Source organism: Ureibacillus chungkukjangi, from assembly GCF_003217295.1.
Taxonomy (GTDB): domain Bacteria; phylum Bacillota; class Bacilli; order Bacillales_A; family Planococcaceae; genus Ureibacillus; species Ureibacillus chungkukjangi.
On sequence record NZ_QJTJ01000001.1, the window covers coordinates 230,703 to 248,323 of the forward strand.

The 17,621-nt window shown below is 38.2% G+C and carries 15 protein-coding genes; 1 reads left to right on the forward strand and 14 read right to left on the reverse strand.

What is annotated here, in order from left to right; all coding sequences use genetic code 11:
* Nucleotides 1–215 precede the first annotated feature (215 nt).
* The 13 genes from BJ095_RS01140 to rbsK all read right to left on the reverse strand — a co-directional run bounded on the left by BJ095_RS01140 (nucleotide 216) and on the right by rbsK (nucleotide 15,653).
* A complete protein-coding gene (locus tag BJ095_RS01140; protein WP_107934220.1) occupies nucleotides 216–1,235 on the reverse strand; it encodes a glyceraldehyde-3-phosphate dehydrogenase in 1,020 nt (339 codons plus the stop codon).
* A gap of 314 nt (nucleotides 1,236–1,549) precedes the next feature.
* Nucleotides 1,550–2,143 carry a dephospho-CoA kinase gene (coaE, locus tag BJ095_RS01145; protein ID WP_107934222.1) on the reverse strand — a complete coding sequence of 198 codons (594 nt, stop codon included), beginning with the start codon at nucleotides 2,141–2,143 and terminating at the stop codon, nucleotides 1,550–1,552.
* Between the two features lie 15 nt (nucleotides 2,144–2,158).
* Nucleotides 2,159–3,031 carry a bifunctional DNA-formamidopyrimidine glycosylase/DNA-(apurinic or apyrimidinic site) lyase gene (mutM, locus tag BJ095_RS01150; RefSeq protein ID WP_107934224.1) on the reverse strand — a complete coding sequence of 291 codons (873 nt, stop codon included), beginning with the start codon at nucleotides 3,029–3,031 and terminating at the stop codon, nucleotides 2,159–2,161.
* Nucleotides 3,032–3,043: 12 nt separating this feature from the next.
* Nucleotides 3,044–5,671 carry a DNA polymerase I gene (polA, locus tag BJ095_RS01155; RefSeq protein ID WP_107934226.1) on the reverse strand — a complete coding sequence of 876 codons (2,628 nt, stop codon included), beginning with the start codon at nucleotides 5,669–5,671 and terminating at the stop codon, nucleotides 3,044–3,046.
* Nucleotides 5,672–5,822: 151 nt separating this feature from the next.
* A complete protein-coding gene (locus BJ095_RS01160) occupies nucleotides 5,823–6,212 on the reverse strand; it encodes a DNA polymerase I (RefSeq protein ID WP_235867540.1) in 390 nt (129 codons plus the stop codon).
* 207 nt (nucleotides 6,213–6,419) lie between these two features.
* The gene (locus BJ095_RS01165) at nucleotides 6,420–8,519 is read right to left on the reverse strand and encodes an ADP-ribosylglycohydrolase family protein (RefSeq protein WP_235867541.1); all 2,100 of its coding nucleotides are present in this window, start codon (nucleotides 8,517–8,519) and stop codon (nucleotides 6,420–6,422) included.
* Nucleotides 8,520–8,531: 12 nt separating this feature from the next.
* The gene (locus BJ095_RS01170) at nucleotides 8,532–9,686 is read right to left on the reverse strand and encodes an ADP-ribosylglycohydrolase family protein (protein ID WP_107934229.1); all 1,155 of its coding nucleotides are present in this window, start codon (nucleotides 9,684–9,686) and stop codon (nucleotides 8,532–8,534) included.
* Nucleotides 9,687–9,699: 13 nt separating this feature from the next.
* Nucleotides 9,700–11,166: an extracellular solute-binding protein gene (locus tag BJ095_RS01175; protein ID WP_107934231.1), complete on the reverse strand. Its 1,467-nt coding sequence runs from the start codon at nucleotides 11,164–11,166 to the stop codon at nucleotides 9,700–9,702.
* A 25-nt stretch (nucleotides 11,167–11,191) separates the two neighbouring features.
* Nucleotides 11,192–12,070: a carbohydrate ABC transporter permease gene (locus BJ095_RS01180; protein ID WP_107934233.1), complete on the reverse strand. Its 879-nt coding sequence runs from the start codon at nucleotides 12,068–12,070 to the stop codon at nucleotides 11,192–11,194.
* Nucleotides 12,071–12,082: 12 nt separating this feature from the next.
* Nucleotides 12,083–12,985, reverse strand: a complete 903-nt coding sequence (locus BJ095_RS01185) for an ABC transporter permease (protein ID WP_107934234.1) — start codon at nucleotides 12,983–12,985, stop codon at nucleotides 12,083–12,085.
* A 32-nt stretch (nucleotides 12,986–13,017) separates the two neighbouring features.
* Nucleotides 13,018–13,326 (reverse strand): DUF4387 domain-containing protein, encoded by a 309-nt coding sequence (locus BJ095_RS01190; protein ID WP_107934236.1) that lies wholly within the window; start codon nucleotides 13,324–13,326, stop codon nucleotides 13,018–13,020.
* A gap of 2 nt (nucleotides 13,327–13,328) precedes the next feature.
* Nucleotides 13,329–14,684: an acyclic terpene utilization AtuA family protein gene (locus BJ095_RS01195; RefSeq protein WP_107934238.1), complete on the reverse strand. Its 1,356-nt coding sequence runs from the start codon at nucleotides 14,682–14,684 to the stop codon at nucleotides 13,329–13,331.
* 90 nt (nucleotides 14,685–14,774) lie between these two features.
* Complete coding sequence (gene rbsK, locus BJ095_RS01200) at nucleotides 14,775–15,653, reverse strand: ribokinase (RefSeq protein WP_107934240.1); 879 nt, start codon at nucleotides 15,651–15,653, stop codon at nucleotides 14,775–14,777.
* Between the two features lie 222 nt (nucleotides 15,654–15,875).
* Between rbsK and BJ095_RS01205 the strand changes: the two genes are divergently transcribed.
* Entirely contained in the window at nucleotides 15,876–16,964 is a 1,089-nt protein-coding gene (locus tag BJ095_RS01205; protein ID WP_107934242.1) for an ABC transporter ATP-binding protein, read from the forward strand.
* A 94-nt stretch (nucleotides 16,965–17,058) separates the two neighbouring features.
* Here the strand turns inward: BJ095_RS01205 and BJ095_RS18895 are convergent, their stop codons facing one another.
* Nucleotides 17,059–17,199 carry a hypothetical protein gene (locus BJ095_RS18895; protein WP_181417920.1) on the reverse strand — a complete coding sequence of 47 codons (141 nt, stop codon included), beginning with the start codon at nucleotides 17,197–17,199 and terminating at the stop codon, nucleotides 17,059–17,061.
* Nucleotides 17,200–17,621 lie beyond the last annotated feature (422 nt).

The following is a 17,621-nucleotide window of genomic DNA, read 5'->3' on the forward strand; positions in this document are numbered from 1 at the left end:
ACGAAACGGGAATCATGGGAATTTTATTTTATGAGGGGGTTGAGTTGGGGTGGGGGTTGAAACTCACTTCCAATCCGAATTCCATCCATAACGAGTTTCATTCCACTTATGAAACTCACTTCAATCCTGATTTTCTCCAACAACGCGTTTCATCCCAGTTAAATAAAAAAAGATAGGAGCAATAAATACTCCTACCTTCGTGTATTATTTCACAATTATGCGTGTACTGCTTTTAATGCTTTAACGATTTTCTTAGTTAGGTCAACTACGCGTGCAGAGTAGCCCCACTCGTTGTCATACCAGGCAAGAACTTTCACTTTGCGTGAGCCCATTACCATAGTTAACTGACCGTCAATTGTTGAAGAATAAGTTGTAGTGTTGTAGTCTGTTGAAACTAATGGCTCCATTGTGAAATTTAAAATTCCTTTTAATGGACCTTCACTTGCTGCTTTGAAGGCTGCATTTACTTCTTCAATTGTTACGTCTTTTTGTAGATCTACTACAAGGTCAACTAGAGAAACGTTTGAAGTTGGTACGCGCAATGCCATACCGTGTAATTTACCTTTTAGTTCAGGTAATACTAGTGATAACGCTTTTGCTGCACCAGTAGAAGTTGGGATAATGCTTTCTGCACATGCACGAGCACGGCGTAAATCCTTATGTGGATTATCTAAGTTCTTTTGGTCATTTGTATAAGCATGAACTGTAGTCATTAAACCATTTTCAATACCAAAAGTATCATTTAATACCTTTGCTACTGGAGCTAGACAGTTTGTTGTACAAGATGCATTTGAAATTACATCATGTTTGTCGATATCTAATAGCTCATCATTCACACCCATAACAAGCGTAATATCTTCATTTTTACCTGGAGCAGTTAAAATAACCTTTTTTGCACCAGCTTCTAAGTGCATTGCTGCTTTTTCACGATCATTAAATTTACCAGTTGCCTCAATTACAATATCCACACCTAATTGTTTCCATGGTAATTGTAGTGGATCACGTTCACTGATTAATTGTACATGTTTACCATTTACGATTAACGCATTCTCTTCAGTTTCAACCGTTCCTTCAAAACGACCATGATTTGTGTCATACTTAATTAAATGTGCTAACGTTTCTGCTGGGTAACTTGCATTTATCGCAACAATATTTAATCCCTCTTGAGCAATCGCTTGGCGGAAAACCATGCGTCCGATACGGCCAAAGCCATTAATAGCAATAGAAACTGTCATTATTAAAATTGCCTCCTATATTTGAAGTTTATATTAGTTAATTTTCATCTTGTAATTAGTATAACACATTTACGCAAAAGGTGAACACAATTTAACCAAAATAAAGAAGTTTCTATATTCTGAAAAGTCGACAATTATTTTTGAATCCAGTAGTTATAATCACTGTGATACTTTATATAACAGTAGTTATAGTTTTTCCTACCCATACTTAAATATTCTGAAACAAGAAAAAGGCCGACTCATAAAAGTCGACCAATTGTATAGCATATTTGGTTAAATAATCCGCCTAAAGTACAAGATTAATGTATAAAGCGCTAAATAACGTTCCAGTTACGCAATATAGTTTCTAATTGCTGAGCCGTTTCTTCGATTGTCCCATTATTATTTATAACCGCGTCTGCCCCTTGCTCTTTTACACTAAGTGACAGCTGTGTTTGAATACGTGCTTTTGCATCACCTTCAGATAATTGGTTTCGCTCCATTAAACGCTTTAGCTGCGTTTCTTCCGAGACTGACACAACCAATATCTTCTCAACAAAATGCTGTAATTTACTTTCAAACAATAATGGAATATCCATAACAACTGTTTTTTCACCATTCTCAACATGCTCGTCTCGTTGACGAAGCATTTCCTGGCGTATTGCAGGATGGATGATGCCGTTTAAAACTTTTCTTTTTACTTCATCATTAAATATGATAGCACCGATTTTTTGACGATTCATAGCTCCATCTTCTGTTAAAGCATCTTCACCAAAAGCCTCTACAATTTTTTGCAGGGTAGATGTTCCTGGTTCTACAACAAGTCGAGCAACAACATCTGCGTCAACTATAGGTAAACCATATTCCTTTAACATATTGGCCACGGTACTTTTACCGCTCGCTATACTGCCTGTTAACCCAATAATCATTCCCCATACACACCTTTAATGCTGACATTTCGGACAATATACCGAAGTACGTCCGCCTAATATCAATGATTTTGTAGCCGTATTACATTGTGGGCAAGTTTTCTTCCCGTACATTTTTAAACGGTCCTGCATCCCGCCAGCCTCACCGTTTATATTGCGGTAGTCTGAAATTGTTGAGCCACCCATTTCAATACTTTCCTGTAAAATCGTTCGAATCGCCTCAAACAATTCAATTTTTCTTTTTTTACTAATGCGATTTGTATTTCTAGCAGGATGTATGCCCATTTTAAAAAGAGCTTCTGTTGCATAAATATTGCCACAGCCCGAAATGACCTGTCCATCCATAATCACTTCTTTAATGGGCTTGTTTTGATATTTAGACTGCTCACACTTTTCTAAAAAGAAATCACATGCCCCTGTCTCAAAAGGCTCAGGTGCCATTAGAAGCAGTGGTGGATGCTCCTCAACTTTTCTTATAAAGCGAAGCTCCCCAAAACGTCGAATATCCGAATAAACTAACAGGTCCCCAGTCTCCAGGGTAAATATGGCATGTACATGCTTACGAAACTTATCTTCTGTAATTTCGCTTAATGCTTGTACAACAAACCATGCTCCAGACATCCCTAAATGATTCACAAAAAGAAATTTCTCTTCATTTTTTTCTAAATGAAAATAAATATACTTTGAGCGACGGGTAATTCTTTGAATCAGCATTCCTTGCATAGCCTCTTCAAAAAGATTCGGCTCTATATTTTTGACAATGCATTGCTTGCCTAGTCCAAAAGAGGTGTAGATTGTTTCAGAAAGCTCACATTTAGTAATGAGCTTCCCTTCAACTGCAGGCACCAGTGCCCGAACAACCCCTTCTACCTCTGGTAATTCAGGCATAATTCCACTTCCTTATTTTGCATCGTACCAGGTTTGACCATAATTGAAATCTACTTTTAATGGAACAGCTAGTTCAATGGCATGCTCCATTACTTCTGGTACAATTCTTTCTAAAATTTCTATTTCTTCTTGCGGTGCTTCAAAAATTAATTCATCGTGCACCTGTAGTAATAGCTTTGACTTTAATCCTTCTTCTTTTAAGCGAGCATCCATATCAATCATCGCTTTTTTAATAATATCTGCTGCACTACCTTGAATTGGCGTGTTCATAGCAGTCCGCTCTGCAAAGCTTCGCAAGTTAAAGTTTCTGCTCGTAATATCCGGTAAATAGCGTCGACGATTTAATATTGTTGTGACATATCCTTTGAGCTTCGCCTCTTGAACAATTGTGTCCATATATTCCTTAACACCTGGGAAGCTTTGTAGATATTTCTCGATAAAATCGGCTGCTTCCTTACGCGTAATATTTAAGCTTTGCGATAAACCATAATCACTAATTCCATAAACAATTCCAAAGTTAACTGCTTTTGCAGCACGTCGCATATTCGAGGTTACATCTTCCTCTGATACATGGAATACATCCATTGCAGTACGTGTATGGATATCCATCCCTTTGTTAAACGCATCTACTAAATTTTCATCATTGGACATATGAGCTAATACACGTAATTCGATTTGTGAATAGTCTGCTGCAAATAAAATCCAGCCTTCTTCAGATGGAACAAACGCCTGGCGAATTTTTCTACCTTCCTCCAAACGAATCGGAATATTTTGAAGGTTCGGATCTGTCGAGCTTAATCGACCAGTAGAGGTTAATGCCTGTTGGAAACGAGTATGCACCTTGCTGTCCTCACAGTGTACCTCTTTAATAAGACCTTCAATATAAGTAGATTGTAATTTGGCTAACTGACGGTAATCTAGAATAAATTGAACAATTTTATGCTCGCTTTGTAGCTTCTCTAATACATCAGCAGCTGTTGAGTAGCCCGTTTTTGTTTTCTTAACAACTGGAAGTGCCAACTTTTCAAATAAGATGACACCTAATTGCTTAGGAGAATTAATATTAAATTCCTCTCCAGCAAGGTCATAAATTTCTGTTTCAAGTGCAGCAATTTTCTTCTCTAAGTCTGCTCCCATATTTTCAAGAGTCGGGATATCCACCTTGATTCCCTTACTTTCCATAGACCCGAGAATCGATGCAAGCGGAAGCTCCAAGTCGTAATATAGCTCAAACTGTTCGTTTTCCCTTAGCTTCTCTTCAAGAATCGGCTGTAATGACCAAATAGCATAGGCTTTACGGCTAACATGCTCACCTAAAACCGTTTCTTCAGGAACCGTCCATTTTGCACCTTTTCCATAAATCGTTTCATTTGCTTGGACATCTGAATAGCCAAATTCCTTTGAAATTGTGGCGATATCATCACCTGAAATGGCTGGATTTACAATATAAGCTGCAAGCAGCATATCAAATTCAACACCACGCAAGGTTACACCAACACGATTTAAGATAGCCTGAGCTGCTTTACTATCTGACATGTATTTCTTTTTTGTTTCATCCTCTAACCAGTTTTTAACTGCTTCATTTTGCTGCATTGCTTCAAAGGAAAGATAGAACGTTTCTTCACCATTTGTAAAGCCAAATCCTAAAACTCGACAAGAATGATAATGTTCATTTTCAATTTCTACATGAACAGCCATGACATCCTTTAGCATATCCTCTGTTACTTCTTGCACAATATTAAAATCTAATTCAGCAGTTTCCTTTTCTTCTACCTGGAAATCACTTTTTTCGATTAACGATTTAAAAGAAAGCTCTTGCCATACATTTAATAGTTCTTCCTCATTTGGCCCCGGATAATTTAAATCCTCCAAAGTGATATCAATAGGAGCTTCTGTAAAAATTGTCGCTAGCTGTTTAGAAAGCTTTGCTTGTTCTTCGTTGTCCACAAGCTTTTCTTTCATTTTCGACTTTTTCATTTCTTCGATTTGTTCATATAAAGCTTCTACAGAACCATATTCCTTTAATAATTTGATGGCCGTTTTTTCTCCTACACCCGGTACACCTGGAATATTATCAGAGGCATCTCCCATTAACCCTTTCATATCAATGATTTGAAGAGGAGAAAGTCCGTACTTTTCTTCAATATGGGCTGGCGTGTATTTTTCAATATCCGTCATCCCCTTACGAGTGATATAAACAGTTACTTGATCAGTGGCCAGCTGTGTTAAATCCTTGTCCCCTGAAACGATGATGACATCCATCTGTTCGTTAGCAGCTTGCTTTGCTAGGGTACCAATAATATCATCCGCTTCGTATAGTTCCTTTTCGTAACGCTTAATTTGATAAGCATCGATTAGCTTTCGTATATACGGAAATTGCTCTGAAAGCTCTGGTGGTGTTTTTTGTCGTCCGCCCTTATACTCACCATAAGATTCGTGTCGGAAAGTGGTTTTCCCGGCATCAAAGGCTACTAGCATTTTGGTTGGTTTCTCTTCTTCTACTATTTTTTGCAGCATAGTTGTAAATCCATATACAGCATTCGTATGAATTCCACTATCATTTGCTAGTAAAGGCAATGCAAAAAACGCCCGATATGCCAAACTATTTCCATCTAGTAATAATAATTTATCTTTACCCATTAAACGCTCTCCTTCATAATTACAACAATTCTTTATCTACATATAAATAGTCTCTATTTTACTTTATCCTTTCAACGACCTTTTTTCCATTATAAAACACGTATCAGCCGAAATTACGACCAATACGTGTTACGAATATTCTACAAAAGAATTAGTTATGAATTTTAGGAGTTTGATTGTTTGATAATCTAGGATAGAAGATTTCCTCGTAAATCACTGTTAGTAAAAATGCATTCATAAAGGCAAATACTAAATAAAGGGGCATCCCACCAAGATCATGTACCATTAAACTGCGAGCAAAAATTTCTACGAATCCAACCTGTGTGAAATAGAAAATCATTCCTACACCAACCTGCCAAATTGGACGCTTGTCTTTTCTAGTTTCAAATTTCAATACTTTTTTAAAGCTATTTCGTACATCCTCTACGATGTATAGTGAAAGACCCAGTATAACGACGAATAATACAGGTATATGTAACAACTCAATTTTTAACCAAGAGTATGGAGTTGCATTAAAAATTGAAGTTATAGAACAAGACATTATGAATGCTAGAAGTATATTTTGAATCAGTTGGTTCACCTTTTGCAACATTCATTCCTCATTTCGCTAAATTTACTTCTTTTATAGTACAACAGATACTATATTAATGAAAAGTAGTAAATTATGTATCTTTTAAACTATTTTTTTAACATCAAAGCCATAAAAAGAGGTATAACCCAATCACTTAATAGGTTATACCTCAACATATTAGTTTACTTTCAAATTATTATAGGAGCACTTTCCACCTTCAAATGCATAGAGGCCCCACATACCATGTTGGAAGGTATCATCTTGTACGGTCAATAGATGCTCATCATTTATATATAAAGATAAATTATTATCTATTGCTTTCACCTTTAAATGATACAACTCACCGTGCTGCCATTTGAAATCTGTAGATGCTAAAACGGTTGTATCAAAGTTCTTTAAACCAATAGCTACCTTGTTATTAGCCTCAAAGCCTGCATAATAGAACTGTTCTGTACCTAATGATCTAAAGAGAATTCCATGAGAATTTCCTTTTTCTGGAGTTATTTTCGCTTCGATGATAGCATCCTCCATATAATAATGCCCGGTGTAGCTAGAGCAATCTTCATCGCTTTCCATTACCATTTTATCCTCTTCAATTGTCCAATTCCCACGCTGATGAGCAAAGGGTGTCACACATTTAAACTCAACCACTTGTTTATTAAAGTCAATTTCATATGACGGCTTACCATAGATTCGAAACTCATCTAAAAAGATTTTACCGAATGCCCTTTTTGTTCGAGAAGAGTCGGAATGAATCATCAAACCTACCTCTTCTATTAAATCACCATTTGTATCTGGAATGGTAAATTCAATCGTTTGCCAAATATTATTCCCGATAATCGGTTCTGCCGTTTTAATGATTTTTTTATCAGATGTTGTACGTATATATGGTGTTAAAACGATTGCTTTTCCATGTAAACGCTCTATCCTAACCTTCATGGAAACCGTTTGCCCACTATAGGCAGTTGGCGCAAAGGTTGGGGAATATTTTTCATCCATGAAAAGATTTCGCCGGTAAAAGGTTCTATAGAATACTGTTGATAAATCTCCTTGATACATTCGAAAAACAATAATTTCTAAGGATCCACTAGTTGTATATCCTTTGTTTTCCGAATTACGCAAAAATGTTTTAAATGGATAGCTAGTACGGAAGCCATGAGTTGAGCCTGGCAAAGTAAAGTCAAAATAAATTTCCTTCTCTTTATAGCTTTTTACTAATTCAGCAGGCGCTTCCTTATTTGCTTCCCGATAGCCTAAAAGGGCAACCTGTTTTGCAAATGTAGGTAAATCCACGATATTTAAATAGCCCGAAACACTCGATGCAACGATGGAATCATTAATTGGCTTGCGATAATTAGGAGCAATTCCATCTATCCCATTTAATGCTCCAACAATTGATCCTACAGTACCTGCATTACAATCGGTATCCCAGCCGCACATTGTAGCTATTTCAATTGTTCGGCTAACATCCCCTTCTCCGTAAAGAAGTGCTAAGATACATAACCCTGCGTTGGGAATAATATGGCAAACACCGCCATACTTATCGTATCCCCACTCATCCTCAAGAAACTGGCGACAAGCTCGGAAATCATCAGGATTATTTTTATGAAACTCCATTACAGCATGAACTACTTTTGTATAAGTACTTTCTTCTGGAATTTGTTTTAATGCCTCCTGGATAATTTCGTGGACATCGCTCTTGCCAAAAGCCAGCGCTATGCATGCTGCAATAAATCGAGCTCCGTATATCCCGTTTCGATCGTGGGATACACTTGCTGCAATTTCAGCATATTCTGCAGCCCTCTCTGGATTATTCGGGAAGATTAAGCCAAAGGAATCGATAAATATCTGACCTCCGATTTGCTCTGCTAAAATCTCGCCATTTTGTTCTATTGACCCAGAGCGGTGTGCTGTTATGCCATTTTTCAAATTTAAATAAGCTGTATGCTCGGTACTGATTTGGTCACCCCCCCACCAAATCATCCCTAGTCCTTCACGTAAATAGTTTAACCATGTTTTTGCAACGTCCTGTGGCTCTAACTTGCGGTCCTTTGCATGATCAAGCAGTGATCTTATAAAAAATATTGGACCGTTTGCATCGTCATCAGCTGAAAAAACATTATAATCCTTCACATAATCCGTAATATCTCCAAAGACATCCTGAATCATTTCCGCGGTCCATTCAGGTGGCTCCACTGGTGCACCTAACCGTATACCAGCATTCATCGCTAAAATACTTGCATATACTTTTTCTAAATAATCGTTTGGGATCATCATATGGCCCCCCCATTAATGCCCAATAATTCCTTCCTGTTTCCGAATGATTTGTAAATCCTTTTTAATAATTTGTTTTGCTACTTCTCCAAAGGAAGTCGCCTCGTTATCAAAATTAATCTGGTTCGTCCTTGAAAGTAAGTCTATGTCTTCCTCTTCAATAAATTTTGTTCCATACATCGCCCCCAAAATCACTCCCACCATTACACCGATTGAATCGGTATCTCTACCAGAATTGACACCATCTAAAATCGACTTATAGTATTCTCCATCGTTATAAACGATAAAGGCTAATGCCAATGGCAATTCTTCAATAGAGAATAACCGGCTTGGTGTATAATGATTCGAAGGAATTCCAACCTTCTCTATTTTGCGGTGCACATCATCACCCATTGGAGAAAAAGGGGCAATGCTGTCATGGAAGCTCTTTACTAATTCATGGTAGGAGCATTTACGTTTTTTTAATTCCTCCGCTTTTGTTGTAAGCGCTATTATCGCTTGCTTTGTGCCATCCTTGGCGACAGTAATAGCCGTTTCAACAACATTCTCTACTGTTGCATTCGGTGTAAACGCACATGCGACACATGCTGCCAAAACTCCAGCCGCTTCAAGGCCATAGCTTACTTGATGGCCAGAAGCAAATGCTATTGCTTCATTATATGCAGCAAGTGGGTTTCCTGCGTTTACTATTCCAATAGGGGCAATATACATCGCGGCACCACAGTTCACCATATTTCCTATGCCACCTTGTCGAGGCTCACAATTAGCAAGGACATGGCGAAGGAAAATATGTTTTTCTGGATAAAATAAGCGATCTAATATAGGTGCCTTTCGATTAAATTCAGGAATAAAGGTTTTACGAAAGGCAATCTCTTTTGTAAATTCATTTGCCAGGTCATAGGCATCTAAATGACGCTTTTCTGTTTTATAGACACGACAAAGGGCTAATGTCATCAAGGTGTCATCAGTAATAATCCCATTGCCTCGTCTTTTACCAAGTGTTGCATCTTCGCCCAATGCTTCCTTATACCAAAGTGTTTTTAAGCTTGTCACATAGCCATACTTTTCTTCAATTTCTTCACGTGACAATTTTTCAATAGGAGCACCGAGCGCATCGCCCAGTGCTGTTGAGATCAAAACCCCTTTTACACGTTCTTCAAATGATATCATTCATAACATTCCTTTATTTAATCGTTTCGTTCGCTAGCTTTGTAATGCCCTCTCCTCCGGCTGCATACCACTCTTCTACAAATGTATCGAACTCGTCGATTGAAATTTTCCCCGTAATAATATCAGCCGCATATTCTTTGTATAAATTCTCCATCGCATCCCATTGGCTAATGTACTCTTCTGGTATTGTGAAATCATTGTCTGCTACATAAGTATCAACGATTGCATTTGTAGATGCCTGACCTGGAGGGCTCAATAAAGGCGTTTCAGAACTGATCGGTGTATCTAGCTTCACATCTTGCGGCTCCCAGAAGCGAGAAAACCATTCAGAATAGAACTTCTCAGTTAACACGACTTCATCCCCTTCAATCGTGTATTGCTCTCCCTCATACCCTAGTAAATCAAGCTTCATCCCTTCAGGACTTGCTAAAAAATCTAAAATTTCAAATGCAATGATTTTGTTTGCTGATTGTGACGAAATGGCAAGTCCGCGTGGCTCCTTAGTAACACTCGTTGCAGCATAGCCCGATGAAACACCAGATGCACTTGGTAAAACAGTTAACTCAGCTCCCTCGCCATTTACAGCTACTGTGCGAGTATTATATAAATCGATTACTTTTCCATTTGTTCCAACGATAACGCCTGCTTTATTATTATAGAAATCATCTTCTTTAACGTCCCATTGCTTCGTTAAATATTGGTTATCTAGTAAACCAGCTGCATACAGCTCCGCATAGTATGCTAGCTTTGCTTTTTCAGCCTCAGATACTTTTTTGTACACATAGCTACCATTATCATCTTCTAGCCATGTCGAAGTAACTCCAAATGCCATGTTAAAGATAAAATCCAATTCCGCAATATCCCCAGCAACAGTTACACCATAATCAGACAATCCTTTATCAACCATCTCCTGGAAGAAGGCCTTATAATTCTCTGGAGATGGGTCTGCTAATAAGCTTTCTGATGTGGATATCTGCTCTAAATAATCCGTACGAACAACCGGCACCTTATGATTAATTGGCTTTACCCATAATAGATATGGATAATTCTCCAATCTTGTGACATTATGTTCATATAAAATATCCTTTAAATATTCAGAGCCCTCGATATACGGCGTCAAATCCTCCAACAATCCTTGAGATGCAATTTGTTCGTCACTGCCCTGGAAGTAAATAATGTCTGGAATTTCGCCACTATAAAGAAGTAAATTTAACTTTTCAGCATAATCGCCTTGTGCAATTTCCACAATATTAAACTCAACGTCCAAGTCCCTATGCTCTTTTAAAGCGACCTCTAATGCATCATAGTATTTTACTGAAGCCTCACTCGATGGACCATCATCTTTATAAGCAATCGTAATAACTGTTTTTCCATCCTCTGTCACTTCTGGTTCTGCAATTACTTCTTCCCCTTTGTCACTGCAAGCTACTAAAAAAACTGCCAACAACCCAAATAACATGAACCCCCAAACTTTTTTCACCCTTTAACCCCCTGTTTATATTTATTTATTCTTTTACTCCACCATCCATAGTCCCCTTTGTAAAATACTTAAGGATAAGTGGATAAAGTAATAACATTGGAATAACAGCAACCACAATTGTTGCTGACTGTAGAGACCCAAAATCCAGAGTTGCCAATAATTCAGGAGTCATCCCCTCTACCCCCTTTAATAACGTTGTATTGTCCTGTGTTACAACGAACTGGCGTAATACAACCTGAAGTGGCCATTTATTTGGATCTGATAAATAGATTGTGGCACGGAAATATTCATTCCAATGATATACCCCATAAAATAAGGCTAATGTGGCAAGGGCAGGCTTTGAGAGCGGCAGCATAATTCTCGTGAAAATTCGAAAATGTCCCGCGCCGTCTATTTTTGCCGCTTCTAATATACTAGTAGGTACCTCCTGGAAAAAACGCATTAAAATAAAGAGATAATAAACATTAATCGCCTTATATAAAATGACGGCTGCATAGGAATTTAACAAATGCAAATCCTTCATAAGCAAATACTCAGTAATCATTGATGGTTCAAATACCATAATAGCTATCAAAACTACTAAAACAATTCGCTTTCCAACGAATTCGGTTCTAGCTAAAACATAGGCAGTAATCGCCGTTAAAAATAGGTTTAGCAAGGTACCCACAATCGTGATAAACACTGAGTTAAAAATACTTTTTAATATAAATGGATTGGACATGATAATTTCATAGTTGATAAGGGAAAATCCTTTAGGCAACACGCCCAGTCCAGATAATTCGCTGACTCTCGCTGGATCAGATAAGGACAGCGCAAGTATATTCAATAATGGAATTAAGACAGCTAATGTAAATAAAAATAAAATAAATTGAATGATCGTCTTTGTCATACTAAATTGCCTCATCTTAATTCCCCCTTACCATACGCCTTTTCCGGTTAATCGCTTCGACAAGAAGTGAGTGCCCAATATCAATACCAAGCCGATGACACCCTTAAATAAGCCTGCTGCTGTGGCATAGGAATATTGTCCATTCAAAATTCCGATTCTATAAACATACGTATCTAAAATATCGATAACGCTCAAAACAGAATCATTCATAAGGTTAAATACTTGGTCGAAGCCTGCACTCATAAAGAACCCTAAATTTAATATAAACAATGTAACGACTGTACTCATCAGTGCTGGTAACGTGATATAACGCATTTGTTGAAGGGTTGAAGCCCCATCGATTCGGGCTGCTTCATAAAGTGAGGGATTTATTTTAAGAATAGCTGCCAAATACAGAATGGAATCCCAGCCTGCACTTCGCCACATTTCTGAATACACAAGCACCCATCTGATATGCTCTTTACTTGTCATATAGTCAAGTGAAGGGAGCTGGAAGAAATCTCGAATAACATTTACTCCTCCATTTACTGGATTTAGCAATGTAATCCAGATTCCTGCTATAACCACCCATGATAAGAAGTGAGGTAAATAAGAAACAGACTGGACATATTTTCGATATGGACCAAAACGCAATTCATTTACTAAAAGCGAAACAAGTATCGGTATTGGAAAAATAAAAATAATTTTCATGGTACTGATGATAACGGTGTTCATCAAAACATCCTTGAAGGCTGGTGAGCTAAATAGCTGTTCAAAATGCTTCATGCCAACCCAGACATTTTCACCGATTATTCGATAATCCTGAAAGGCTAGCTTCATGTTGACAATAGGTATAATGTGGAATATTACAAAGTAAAGCATTCCGGGCAAAAGCATCAAATAGAGTATCCAATCCTTTCGAATACGTTTTAAGCTGCTTATTTTTCTCATCCCCTCACCCCTTTCTTCACATTTCACTCATTTTATAGCTCGAGATTCATCAATGGAGCATGCTGCTGGGCGCCATATACATCTCGATCCCCAGGGCTCCCTGAGGAGATTTTTCTAGCAATAGTTATTTTTATGCCAAGTGCTTGATCGAAATAAACTAGATGATGAATATCTTTGATCGGCAAATTATAAATCTCTGCAATGGTCTCTTTTGAGATAATCCCTGAATTCTTTACTTCCTCATAGACTGATTTGTCATCAAATAAAACATCCAAAGTGATTTCAAAGGGTCCTGCATTTTTACTTCGCAGGATTTTCGCTTTTTCAACTAATTTGACCATACTTATACCTCCACAATTTCCAGAAGGAATGGATCACGGTTAATCTGCATTAAATGATAGATTGAAAACTCATAGACAGGACCAAATTCAATATCACTTGGCGCAAATGGGAACGCTAAATTTCCTGCTGAGGATTTTCGCCCCTGGTAGCCATAATGTAAAAAGGTAGATCTTACATTGGCACAGATTGAATTGGCAAGCTCCTGATCCTTTGCTAATACCTCAAACATGACTCCAATTTCGTGTCCATTGAAGGAGCTTGGCTCTTGCTCCCCTAATACGGCATCCTTCCCATAGTGATAAAAGTTTACCTGATAGTCAGCCTCCGAAATCTCAGCGAAATAACTTTTCACTTGCACAAGGACTTCCTTTTCTACCTCTTCCAATTGAGAGATTAGTAACGGATCCCGAACACCAGCAATCACAAATGTACGAAAGGCAACCTGTCGGGCTCCTTCTAGCTTGATTTTCATTTCTTTATCCGGGAGGTATTGACTGTTTCGAACCTCAATAATCCCCTCTGCTACTTCATTGAATTCACATTCTTCCAGATTTAATGTAAAGCCAGGCCCATGCAATATAAAGGGATGCTCTTTTTCATAAAAGGTATGTGCTGCAACGCTTGTTGGAGTGCATTTTCGAATCGGGTTTAATGCCTTCACAGTAAAGGAGTCATGGTAAAGCGTCCCTAAAATACTGTCCTTAGTTGTTCCAGGCTCGGCACATAAAGCACCACACTCCAATATCTTTCCTAAATGATAAGACAAGCCGGGATCCATCCCATGATAAATGCCTAATGCAGCAAAAGGAGATGGATCATAGCTTCTACCACATAGGATAATGTCACATTTTTGTTTTAATGCTTTTAAAATTGGTTCATGCCCCATCTGTGCCACAATTGTTTTTGTATCTAAAATCTTCTCTTTCGTAAGCTGGGGAATATTGGCACTTAATGGTGTAATGCGCCCCTCCTCTAGAGCATTAATAATCGTTTGTTGCTTAAAATCAGCCCATATAATACCGATTTTTGCATGGGTGCTTCGTTCAGCTAAAATCTCCCTTACTACCTCAAGAGTTAGCTCTACATGTGTTTTCGCACCAGCTCCACCTGAGGAACCGATGATAACTGGAATTCGATGCTGTAAGCCCTTTTCTAAAATAATGGACAAATCCTTTTTGAGGGCTCGTCGACTCACAATTGAAACATTGGCTCCTAATTTGTGAGGACCTGCGTCTGTTGACCCTGCATCTACTACAATTCCATGAATCTTTTCCTGGAAAGCTTTTAAAAAAGGTTCTTTTGGAAATCCATATCCGAGAATGCCACAAGGAGATAGTATTTTTATGCTGTTTTGCATCTATTTCCTCTCCATTTCTTGACCATTTTTGTAATCGGTTACACTCTAAAAAAAAGGATTGGAACCAATTACTTTACCAAAACCTGTCTACTATTTTATTTTTTCCATTCGTTCCTTAACCTGTGCTAGCGTTGGCATACCACCCTGTGCCCCTATTTTCTCTACAGATAACGAAGCAGTCGCGTTAGCAAATGTTAAAGCCTCTTCAAGAGAGAAATCATTTGAAATCGCATAAGCAAAAGCGCCATTAAAGGTATCGCCCGCACCAGTCGTATCAGTCACTTCGCTCTTATAGCCAGGCACCTTAATAAGCTTTTTCCCATTGTGATAACAAACTCCATTTTCTCCAAGGGTTACAATTACTTTGTTAGGGAATTGTTCAATTACGTCTTCCACCTTATCTCCAAAAATAGTCTCAAGCTCATGTTCGTTTGGAGTTAAATAGTCTACTAAATCCATCCACTCTAATTTAAAAACACTCGCAGGCGCAGGATTAAGTATCACTTGTATACTTTTTTGTTTACATTTTCCCAATACATATTCAACAGTTTCAGCTGGAATTTCAAGCTGCATGACAACTAGGCTACTATTATTTATATGCTCCCAATGTTCATCAATCACTTCTTTTGTTACTTCTAAATTAGCACCCGGAACAACAATGATGCGGTTATCCTTTTCATGAAGAATAATATTAGCTATTCCCGTTGAGACATCCCCATATTGCAAACCCTTAACATTCACATTCTCTTGAACTAACTGCTTAAAAAGATATTCTCCAAAGGGATCTCTTCCAACTCTACCAACAAACGAAATATCACCACCAAGCCTAGAAATGGCTACGGCTTGATTAGCTCCTTTTCCACCTGGATTCATTTCAAAAAAAGAGCCTAACAAAGTTTCTCCCTTTTTTGGAAAAACCTCAGAACCAACCGTTAAATCCATATTGATACTTCCGATTACTGTAATCATGCATATAACCCCTTCTCGCTGTACTCCGTATAAATTAGTTTAGGCAAAATTCGTTGTCCTCATAAAACGATAGAAATGGAATGCTAAGCTCATGCATAAAATAATCGTATATTCTATAGTCCTACAACCCATCAACTTTACGAGCTAATTTTATATTCTATGCGTGCTTTTTCTAAAATTTGAAATGGATTACCCGAAAAGTTTTTATAGAGGAGGAAGTTTATGGAAGCTTTAGCTTTGGAAAATATTTGTAAAACCTATGCTGACGGCTCTCAGGCAGTTAGCAACTTTAATTTACTAGTGGAAGAAAAAGAGTTTATTGTACTAGTGGGACCATCTGGTTGTGGAAAATCTACAACTCTACGAATGATTGCTGGACTTGAAGAGATTACAGATGGTACCTTGCGTATTTCTTCCAAACAAATGAACGAGGTTGCCCCTAAGGATCGAGATATTGCGATGGTATTCCAAAACTATGCGCTCTACCCTCATATGAATGTTTACGAGAATATGGCTTTCGGTTTAAAGCTTCGAAAATTTTCAAAGAAGGAAATTGATAAAAGAGTAACAGAGGCTGCTGGCATTTTAGAGCTTACTAACCTCTTAAAGAAAAAACCCTCCTCCCTATCAGGTGGTCAAAGACAGCGTGTTGCTTTAGGCCGTGCCATTGTGAGGGATGCCAGTCTATTTTTAATGGATGAACCGCTATCGAATTTAGATGCAAAGTTACGTGTCCAAATGCGTGCAGAAATTTCAAAGCTTCATCAACGCTTAGGGACTACAACTGTCTATGTAACACATGACCAAACAGAAGCAATGACAATGGCAACCCGTCTAGTGGTGATGAAGGATGGCATCATCCAACAAATAGGCTCGCCAAAAGAAGTCTATGACCTGCCAAATAATATTTTTGTAGGCGGATTTATAGGAGCACCTGCGATGAACTTTTTTGAAGGAAAAATTGAAAATGACCATTTCCTAATGGAAGCCTATCAATTTAGAATTCCTCAAAATAGATATAAAAAGTTAAAGTCATTGGGCTATGAGGGGAAAACAATCAAATTAGGCATTCGACCAGAATATATTAATCAAAATACAATTTTAAAGGATTCTCCAAATTTGGTGAGAGAAAAAGTTCTGGTGGCAGAATTAACAGGCTCCGAGCTGATGCTCCATTCGATGATAGGAGACCAACCCTTTATCGCCCGAGTCCACCCAGATACAATCGCTTCCCCAGGTGACGAAGTAGAACTGTACTTAGAGATGGATAAAGCACATTTCTTTGATGTGGAGACCGAAGAACGAATCTGAATGCTGGTAATCTTAGAATAGAATCGTTGGTTAGTAAGATTTTTAAAAAGAAGAATACACGCAAAAAGGCAGCTAACTAGTAGATTAGTTGCCTTTATATTTGGTTATAGGGGGCTTCTATTGAAGGGGCTGCCGGTTGTCTGACGTGTTTTAGGTTGTCGTTTCCTCCATAACGCGTTTCATCACCGTTTTCTGGTGCGTTTCGCTTTCCCTTTACATCCACAACGCGTTTCATCCGCTCTCTCTGACTCGTTTCACTTTCCATTTACATCCATAACGCGTTTCATCACCGCTCTCTGTCTCGTTTCGCTTTCCCTTTACATTCATAACGCGTTTCATCACCACTCTCTGACGCGTTTCACTTTCCCTTTACATCCATGACGCGTTTCATCACCGCTCTCTGTCTCGTTTCGCTTTCCCTTTACATTCATAACGCGTTTCATCACCGCTCTCTGACTCGTTTCACTTTCCCTTTACATCCATAACGCGTTTCATCACCGCTCTCTGACTCGTTTCGCTTTCCCTTTACATCCATAACGCGTTTCATCACTGTTTTCTGGTGCGTTTCGCTTTCCCTTTACATCCACAACGCGTTTCATTCGCTCTCTCTGGCGCGTTTTCGGCAGATAAAAAACTGTATCCACATTCACATGAATA